The sequence below is a fragment of the Butyricicoccus sp. genome (genome assembly GCF_050872565.1).
Classification (GTDB): Bacteria; Bacillota; Clostridia; order Oscillospirales; family Butyricicoccaceae; genus Butyricicoccus_A.
In genome coordinates this window covers 1-8,885 of the sequence record NZ_JBNMHC010000056.1, presented here as the reverse complement: position 1 = coordinate 8,885, position 8,885 = coordinate 1, and the positions used below count along the sequence as shown (strand labels likewise).

At 49.3% G+C, this 8,885-nt stretch carries 8 protein-coding genes; 5 read left to right on the top strand and 3 right to left on the bottom strand.

What is annotated here, in order from left to right; all coding sequences use genetic code 11:
- A partial coding sequence (locus ACR0P9_RS04060; protein ID WP_432617566.1) for a glutamate--tRNA ligase family protein occupies positions 1–1,119 on the top strand: 1,119 nt, incomplete at its 5' end.
- 77 nt (positions 1,120–1,196) lie between these two features.
- Here the strand turns inward: ACR0P9_RS04060 and ACR0P9_RS04055 are convergent.
- From ACR0P9_RS04055 to ACR0P9_RS04045, 3 genes are read right to left on the bottom strand one after another with little or no spacing between them, the layout of a single operon-like run.
- Positions 1,197–2,114, bottom strand: a complete 918-nt coding sequence (locus ACR0P9_RS04055; protein ID WP_432617564.1) for a DUF4097 family beta strand repeat-containing protein — start codon at positions 2,112–2,114, stop codon at positions 1,197–1,199.
- Positions 2,115–2,117: 3 nt separating this feature from the next.
- Positions 2,118–2,705, bottom strand: a complete 588-nt coding sequence (locus tag ACR0P9_RS04050; protein WP_432617562.1) for a DUF1700 domain-containing protein — start codon at positions 2,703–2,705, stop codon at positions 2,118–2,120.
- Positions 2,702–3,019 (bottom strand): PadR family transcriptional regulator, encoded by a 318-nt coding sequence (locus tag ACR0P9_RS04045; RefSeq protein WP_432617560.1) that lies wholly within the window; start codon positions 3,017–3,019, stop codon positions 2,702–2,704. Before ACR0P9_RS04045 ends, ACR0P9_RS04050 begins: the two co-directional genes overlap by 4 nt.
- Before the next feature lie 173 nt (positions 3,020–3,192).
- Here ACR0P9_RS04045 and cls point away from each other — a divergent pair, with 173 nt between their 5' ends.
- The 4 genes from cls to ACR0P9_RS04025 all read left to right on the top strand — a co-directional run.
- A complete protein-coding gene (gene cls, locus ACR0P9_RS04040) occupies positions 3,193–4,776 on the top strand; it encodes a cardiolipin synthase (RefSeq protein ID WP_432617558.1) in 1,584 nt (527 codons plus the stop codon).
- A gap of 92 nt (positions 4,777–4,868) precedes the next feature.
- On the top strand, positions 4,869–6,440 hold the full coding sequence (hcp, locus tag ACR0P9_RS04035; protein ID WP_432617557.1) for a hydroxylamine reductase: 1,572 nt from the start codon (positions 4,869–4,871) through the stop codon (positions 6,438–6,440).
- 63 nt (positions 6,441–6,503) lie between these two features.
- Positions 6,504–6,902: a hypothetical protein gene (locus ACR0P9_RS04030; RefSeq protein WP_432617556.1), complete on the top strand. Its 399-nt coding sequence runs from the start codon at positions 6,504–6,506 to the stop codon at positions 6,900–6,902.
- A 219-nt stretch (positions 6,903–7,121) separates the two neighbouring features.
- Positions 7,122–8,885 (top strand): acyl-CoA dehydratase activase (locus tag ACR0P9_RS04025; RefSeq protein WP_432617554.1); only part of this gene is annotated, 1,764 nt, incomplete at its 3' end.

Genomic DNA, 8,885 nt, shown 5'->3' with positions numbered 1-8,885 from the left:
GCGATTTACCGCATTGTCTATGCTACCCATCACCGCATTGGCAACAAGTGGTGCATTTATCCGCTGTACGACTTTGCCCATCCGATTCAGGATGCGATGGAGCATATTACGCATTCTATGTGCTCGATTGAGTTTAAGAACCATCGTCCGCTGTATGAGTGGGTGGTTGACAATTGTGCACCGTGCCTGCCGTCTCACCCAAAGCAGAGAGAGTTTGCTCGTCTGAATGTCACCCATACGGTAATGTCCAAGCGTTATCTGCGTGAGCTGGTAGAGACCGGAAAGGTAGACGGCTGGGACGATCCGCGTATGCCGACCCTGTGCGGTCTGCGCCGTCGCGGCTACACGCCGTCTGCTATTTTGGATTTTGTCACCCGCGCTGGCGTTTCGACAACAGACAGCTTGGTAGATATTCGCCTGCTGGAGCACTGCATTCGAGAAGAGCTGAATACCACTGCTCTGCGCCGCATGGCAGTGACAGAACCGGTAAAGCTGGTTGTCACCAACTATCCGGAAGATAAGGAAGAGACCTTTACGGTTGCCAACAATCCGAAGGATGAGAGCGCTGGCACACGCGAAGTACCGTTCAGCCGCGAACTGTGGATTGAAAAGAGTGATTTTGCCATCGTTCCGCCTCCGAAGTTCAAGCGACTCAAGCCGGACGGAGAGGTTCGCCTGATGGGTGCTTATATTGTCAAGTGCAATGAAGTTATCACAGATGACAACGGCGAAGTCGTCGAAATTCACTGCACAGCAGATCTGGAGACCGGAAACGGCAATCCGATTGATGGCCGCAAGGTACGTGGCAACATCCATTGGGTATCTGCAAAACATGCTGTGGATGCAGACCTGAATTTGTTTGACAACCTGTTTACGCTGGAGAACACTGGTTCTGTACCGGAAGGTACCAACTATCTGGATTATTTAAATCCGGAGTCCAAGAAGGTGCTGACTGGCTGCAAGCTGGAGCAGTCTGTGAAGGACGTACCGGCAGGAACGCGGATGCAGTTTGTCCGCATGGGTTATTACATGCAGGACACCAAGCCGTCTGAAAACGGCGGACTGAGCTTTAACCGCATCGTTTCGCTGAAGGATAGCTTTAAGCCGGATAAGAAGTAAGAAATAAGCAGAACATAAAAACAGAGACGAAAGCTAAAGTGAAATGCAATCGTCTCTGTTTTTTATATTGGTCTCGTTTATTCGTCGTCGATGTCAATATCACCATTGGAAGCGTGGATTTGCAGAGAACCCTTTGCTCCGTCGTGATAATAGGTCGTTGTATCATCGGCGTCCGGCGTGGAAATGTCTCCGTAGGAAGTATCTGCCTGAATGGTTAGGGCGTTCAAATTTTCTCGTGTATCTGAGATAGAAATATCGCCATAATCATTGATCAGGGTGTTCTTGCCGGAAAATACCGTAGATTTTGCATCAAATTCACCGTTAGATAGGGAAATGTCGGCGGTGTCTACTGTGCAGTGATCCATTTCCACATCACCGTAGTCGTTGTTGAACTTCAGATTGGACAACTGGCAGTGTTCCAGGTCTATGTCTCCGTTGGCACATTGGATGGAACTGGAATCTGCGGAAATGCCGCGAAGAGAAATATCGCCATACGAGGAAGAGATATTCATCTGCTTGAGTTTGGATTGCGGCACAGACAAAATCACAGTCTGTACATCGTCCTCTTCTTCCGGCAGCTTGCCGCGGGAGAGAAAATCCGTCAGAAAGTCAATATCAACATGAACGTATACATGAGAGACATCGTTTTCCTTGAGATGCAGAGTACCATTGCTTACCGAGTAAACGATGGGCTTTTTTCCTGCATTGGTTGCAATGCGATAGGACAGATAACAGGAGTCATCAGCAGACGGCACGATCTTTAAATCCAGAGAATCCAAGCTAAGATCCAAAGCGTCTACATTAGAGAGTTTCTGCTGGTTCATGACGGCGATATGGCTGCTGTCATCTTTGCGGGCGGAGCCACTCAAGGTGTTCAAATCCGCGCGCTGTACATAGTCTTTTCCGCCGGTGACTGTGCCGGCAGCGAACAGAACTGTGCCGACCGCACAACATAAAACACCGGTAATCAACGTTGTTTTCAGCCAAGTTTTCATGAGTTATCGTCTCCTTTTCTGCGAAATCCAACGGGCGAGCTTAGCAAACAACATGCAGCACCACTTGCACAGATAGATACCGAGCACAACGGCAAGAATGCTGAGGCCGAGAGTAAGCAGGCCGCTTCCGGCAATCATAGCGGCACCGGACAGGGAATAGGGAATGGCGAGCAGTCCGCGGATCACCAATTTGCCGCCGACAATGAAGAAGGCTGCGGCACAGCATCCTACTGCAAATGCGATGGCAGCGGCGCACACCAGCAGTGCCAATAAGACGAGCAAAACGGCGATCAATAACGGGATGCCGATGGGTGCGGCGCAAATGGCCAGAAATGCAATCCAAAAAATATGAGATTTCTTTTTAGGAGCGGGATTTTCTGCCTGCTCCGTGATTTTTTTGTCCAGCAAATTTTGAATCAGATCACGAGCTGCCTCTTTTGGCGTGCCCAGCTCATGCATGAGCTGCTGTGCTTGTTCCTCGTCTGCTTCTTCAAAATATTCCGTGAAATACTCCATAGCATCTGCATAGTCCTCAGCTGGCAGCTTTTTCAAGTATTTGCGCAGCTGGTCAAGATATACCTGTTTGGTCATTTGCGAAGCCTCCCTTCAATAATACCGTCGATGGTGTCGCGATAAGACACCCATTCTTGATGCAGCAGCTGCATTTGCTGCTTTCCGCTTTCTGTAATCGAATAATACTTGCGCTTGCGTCCTTGATACAGCTGGGTATAGGTTGTGAGATAACCGGATTTTTCCAGCTTTTTGAGAATGGGATATAACGTGGATTCTTTGATGTCTGCGGCGAGCTTGATTGTCTGACTGATCTCGTAGCCATAAGAATCTTGGGTTTCCACAATGGTCAGAATCAGATATTCAATGAGCAGAGAGGATACAGGAAAATACATGCCATCAACTCCTTTTTTATAGTATATAAAATCTTTATATATAAATTTTTTATATATTCAGTATAGCACGAAGCTTCTCGATGTCAAGAGAATATATAAAATTTTTATATATAGTTGGAAAAAGCATGAGAATGCGCTATAATAGAGCAATACAAACAGAAAGGGGCTGAACAATGAGCAACTCACGAGTAGAGAGTAAGACTGCGGTGAAAAACAGCATTGGACGGCTGGCATTTTGTGCGCTGGCGATTTTGCTGGAAGTGGTCTTTGTTGCCATGCTGTTTACCAAGCTCAATCGGTATGCGCCGTGGATTCAAACGTGTACGTATCTCGTCGGCGGACTGCTGGTCTTGGCGATTTATGCGCAGCATAAGACATCCAGTATGAAGACGCCGTGGATTATCTTGATTTTGATTTTTCCGGTTTTGGGTGTGTTTTTGTATTTCCTCGTCGGCTTGAATGGCGGCACATGGGCAATGCGCAAACGATATGAACAGATTGACTGTGCGCTGTATCCGGCACTGGCAGAAGGAGATGCGGGAGCACATACCGAGCAAGCCATACAAAAGTTGGAGCAAGACGAGCCGCAACTGGCAAATATCGCACAGTATTTGCTTCGCAACAGCAAATATCCGATGTATCAGAATACACAGCTGCGGTATTTGAGCGCGGAAGCGGGCTTAGAAGCGCAAAAACAAGCTCTGCGGCAGGCAAAACACTTTATCTTTATGGAGTATCATGCCATTGAAGATGCTGAGGCATGGCACGGCATTCAGGAAATTTTGGAAGACCGTGCCAGAGCCGGTGTAGAAATCCGCGTGTTTTATGATGACATGGGCAGCATTGGCTTTATCAATACCGATTTTGTCAAGCGCATGGAAAAACTGGGCATTCAGTGCCGGATTTTCAATCCCTTGATGCCGGGCATCAATCTGTTTTTAAACAATCGAGATCACCGCAAGATTACCGTCATAGATGGAACGGTTGGCTTTACCGGCGGATATAATCTTGCCAATGAATATTTTAATTTGACGCATCCGTATGGACAGTGGAAGGATACTGGCATTGAACTGCGCGGAGAAGCGGTACGCAGTCTGACCGTCACTTTTTTGGAGAACTGGTACGCCGTCAAGTATAAGGAAGAAGAAAAAGAGCCGATGCCGGATCTGACGGCATATTTGCCGCAGTTCTCGCCGCAGCCGGAATGGAGCGGATTTATTCAGCCGTATGCCGACAGCCCGCTGGACGATGAGCAGGTAGGCGAAGAAGTATACATCAGTCTGCTCAATAAAGCGACAAGATACTGCTGGTTTATCACGCCGTATTTGATTTTGACCGATGAGATGATTCACGCCATGGGGCTTGCCGCCAAGCGCGGTGTAGATGTTCGCGTCATTACACCGGGCATTCCGGACAAAAAGATTGTTTATCAAGTGACGCGCTCCTATTACAGCAGCCTGACTCGAAACGGCGTGCGCATCTACGAATGGACGCCGGGCTTTTGCCACTGTAAGATGTGCGTCACGGATGACAAAGCAGCAACATGCGGCACCATCAATTTGGATTACCGCAGCTTGTACCATCATTTTGAAAACGGCTGTCTGTACATTGACCATCCGGCTGTGCTGGAGACCAAACAGGATTTTGAACGAACCTTTTTGGCATGTCGGGAAGTTACGGAAGAATACACAACGGGACGCGGACGCATTTTGCGATTGGGACAAATGTTCCTGCGGTTGTTTGCTCCGCTGCTATAAAACGCAAAAAAAGAAAAGTCTGTTGGATTTCCAACGGACTTTTTGCGTCTCTCTGGGTATACTAAAGACACCATCAAATAGGAGGGAATATCATGGAGCACAACATGTTTTGTTTTCAATGTGAGCAGACGGCTGGCTGTACCGGCTGTACCGGCTGTACGGGAAGAGCCGGTGTCTGCGGCAAGCAGGCGGATACTGCCAAGCTGCAGGATGCACTGACCGGCGCACTGATTGCGCTGGCGCGCACGATACAGGGCAAACAAACGATTTCGGCAGACATCAGCAAACAGATCGTAGATGGTTTGTTTACCACCGTTACCAATGTCAATTTTAATAATAAGACGATTCAGCAGCGTATTGATGCCATTCATCGAGAGCTTCCGGCGGGAACGGCAGATTATGAGATGAACAAGGTGTGGGATGCACAGGAAGACATTCGCAGCTTAAAATCTCTGATTTTGTTCGGCATTCGCGGCATGGCGGCATATGCGTATCATGCCATGATTTTGGGCTATACCGATGCGCAGTTGGATCAGTTTTTTGTCAAAGCACTGTGTGCAGTCGGAGAAGACACATGGGGCATGGATGAACTGCTTCCCATCGTATTAGAGGTTGGAGAGAAGAATCTGGCTTGTATGGCACTGCTCGACAAGGCAAATACAGAGACCTATGGCACGCCGACACCGGCAACCGTTCCGCTGACGGTAGAAAAGGGGCCGTTTATCGTTGTCACAGGACACGATTTGTATGACCTCAAATGTCTGCTTGAACAGACCAAGGACAAGGGCATTCACATTTATACGCACGGAGAGATGCTGCCAGCACATGGCTATCCAGAGCTGAAAAAATATCCGCATCTGAAGGGTAATTTTGGCACAGCATGGCAGAATCAGCAGAAGGAGTTCGATCATATTCCGGCTCCGATTCTGTTTACGACAAACTGCCTGATGCCGCCGCGCCCGAGCTATGCAGACCGCGTCTTTACCACAGAAGTGGTTTCGTATCCGGAGATGGTGCACATTGATGAGAAGCGCGACTTCACACCGGTGATTGAAAAAGCGCTGGAGCTGGGCGGCTACACCGAAGATCAGCCGTTTACCGGCATCAATGGCGGGCATACCGTGACAACCGGCTTTGGACACGGCGCGATTTTGAGCGTTGCCGATCAGGTTGTCGATGCCGTAAAATCTGGCGCGATTCGCCATTTCTTCTTGGTTGGCGGCTGCGATGGCGCGCGTCCGGGCAGAAATTATTACACGGAATTTGTCAAGCAGACCCCGTCGGATACCGTGGTTTTGACGCTTGCCTGCGGAAAATATCGGTTTAATGATTTGGATCTCGGCACAATTGGCGGTTTGCCGCGGCTGATGGATGTCGGACAGTGCAACGATGCATATGGCGCGATTCAGGTTGCTGTTGCGCTGGCAAAGGCGTTTGACTGCGGAGTCAATGAGCTGCCGCTGTCTATGGTGCTGTCTTGGTATGAGCAAAAGGCGGTTTGCATTCTTCTGACGCTGTTGTATCTCGGCATTCAGAATATTCGCCTTGGACCGACGCTTCCGGCATTTCTTTCTCCGAATGTTCTGCATTTCTTGGTAGAAAACTATCATATTGCACCGATCAGCACACCGGAAGAGGATTTAAAGGCAATTTTGGGCGAATAATTTTCCTGTTGCGGCTTGTGTGTGCCCGTGCTATACTGAAAAAAACGCACAGGAGAAAGACAGATGGAAATACAAGGACAAACGCTCGTGCAGGCGGGACAAGAGCAAACGCTGACGATTCCGGAAGAGGTGCGCTGTATCGCTGCGGATGCATTCGGAGAAAACCATACCTTAGAACAGCTGACGATTTCGGCAAACTATACGCAGTTTTGTGCTGAACAGGCACTGAAACACTGTACCGCACTGAAAAAAGTAGAGATTTGGGGCGAAGTGGAAGATGCTGACGGAAAACGTTTGACTCGTCCGGCGGCACTTCGAGAGTATCTTGGTTTGAAGGAAGAAACACAGCTGGTATGGGAATGCCCGACCGTTTGGTGCCTAGAAGACCGCTGCCAGTTCTGCGGCGGTGCACTCAAGGGAAACGTCATGCGTGTGTGTACGTTCTGCGGCCGCATCAATTAAAACACAAGCTCTCTGCATGAAAGCAATCATGCGGGGAGCTTGATTTTTTTTATCTTCTAAAGGGTTATAAAGTTGTTAATATCTTGTTCGACTTTCTTTTTTGCAACAGAATTGATGTATAATAAGTCACGGACAAAAAGAGACAAAACATGGTAAGAAATTTCTGCTGGCTGTACGAATACAGTACAGCAGTTTTTTAGAAGTGAGAGTAAAGACAATATGAACGATTCGATCAAACATCAAGACTATCTTTTGTTGGGACTGGATGTCGGCTCAACGACGGTAAAAGCAGCAGTGTTGCGGCCGGGAGAGCAAAAGCCGCTGTTTGTGCGATACCGCCGACATCATGCTGAACAGATGCACGCGATGCGTTTGCTGCTGGAAGAAGTTCAGCAGGCGTTTCCACAGGAAACGTTCCGCATTGCTGTGTGCGGAAGCGGCGGTAAGCCGATTGCGGATTGCACAGGAATTCATTTTGTGCAGGAAGTAGTGGCCAATGCTTCCGCAGTACGCCATTTGTATCCGCAGACACGCACAGCCATTGAGCTGGGCGGACAGGATGCAAAAATTATCTTTTTTCAGTATGATGAGAATGCGAAGCAGCTTGTCGCACGGGATATGCGCATGAACGGCAGCTGTGCCGGTGGTACAGGTGCGTTTATTGATGAGATTGCCGCACTGCTGAAAACGCCGACGGAACAATTTGAATCGTTGGCGAGCCAAGGCAGCACCATTCACAGCATCAGTGGTCGATGCGGCGTTTTCGCTAAGACGGATATTCAGTCTGTACTCAATGCAGGCGGTGCGCGAGAAGATATTGCCTTATCTGCATTTCATGCGATTGCAAAGCAGACCATCGGCGGACTGTCACAGGGATTGGACATCACACCGCCGGTTATTTTTGAAGGCGGTCCGTTGACGTTTAATCCGACATTGGTTCGCGTCTTCTGCGAGCGGCTGCATTTGTCAGAAGAAGAAATCATTCGTCCGGAACATCCGGATACCATTGTGGCGCTTGGCGCGGCATTGAGCATTCCGGAGCTGTTCGGAGAGGATGCGGCGGATGTGCATGAGTTGGGAGAAAAAATTGCCCAGCTCCAGCAAGCAGAGCATCAGAGCAAGCACACAGTAAGCAAACACGCAGAGCTGTATTTTTCGACAGATGAAGCGTGTCAGGCATGGCGCAAGCTGCATGAGAGCCCGAAAATAGGCCAGAGTTCGGCACAGGAGGGAGATACCCTGCGTGTGTATATCGGCGTCGATGCGGGCAGTACAACGAGCAAATTGGTGCTCATGGACGAAAATGAAACGGTTATTGACCGCTTTTATGCCAATAACCGCGGCGATCCGATTCAGGTCATTCGACAGGGATTGATGGAATTGTATGAGAGCTATGCCCAGCGTGGTATTCGCTTAGAGGTGCTCGGATTGGGCACAACAGGATATGGCGAACATATGCTGGCAAAGGCGTTTGGTGCGGATTATCATACGGTGGAAACCGTGGCACACGCTGCCGCGGCACAGAAGTATGTGCCGGATGTCAGCTTTGTTTTGGACATCGGCGGACAGGATATGAAGGCGATGTGGATTGACAACGGTGTTGTGACCAATATCACGCTAAATGAAGCCTGTTCTTCCGGCTGCGGCTCGTTTTTGGAAGGTTTTGCCGCAGCCTTGGGCATTCCTGTCGATCAGATTGCCGATGCGGCGTTTCGTTCGCGCCAGCCTGCCGATTTGGGCAGCCGCTGTACCGTGTTTATGAACAGTACGATTATTACGGAGCAGAAAAATGGCCGCACACCGGAAGACATTATGGCGGGACTTTGCCGGTCGATTATCCGCAATGTCTTTACCAAGGTTGTGCGCATTTCCAATCCGTCTGTGCTCGGCAAGCATGTTGTCGTGCAGGGCGGTACGTTTAAAAACGATGCGGTGCTGTGCGCCTTGGAGCAGTATTTGGGACAGCCGGTCACCCGTGCACCG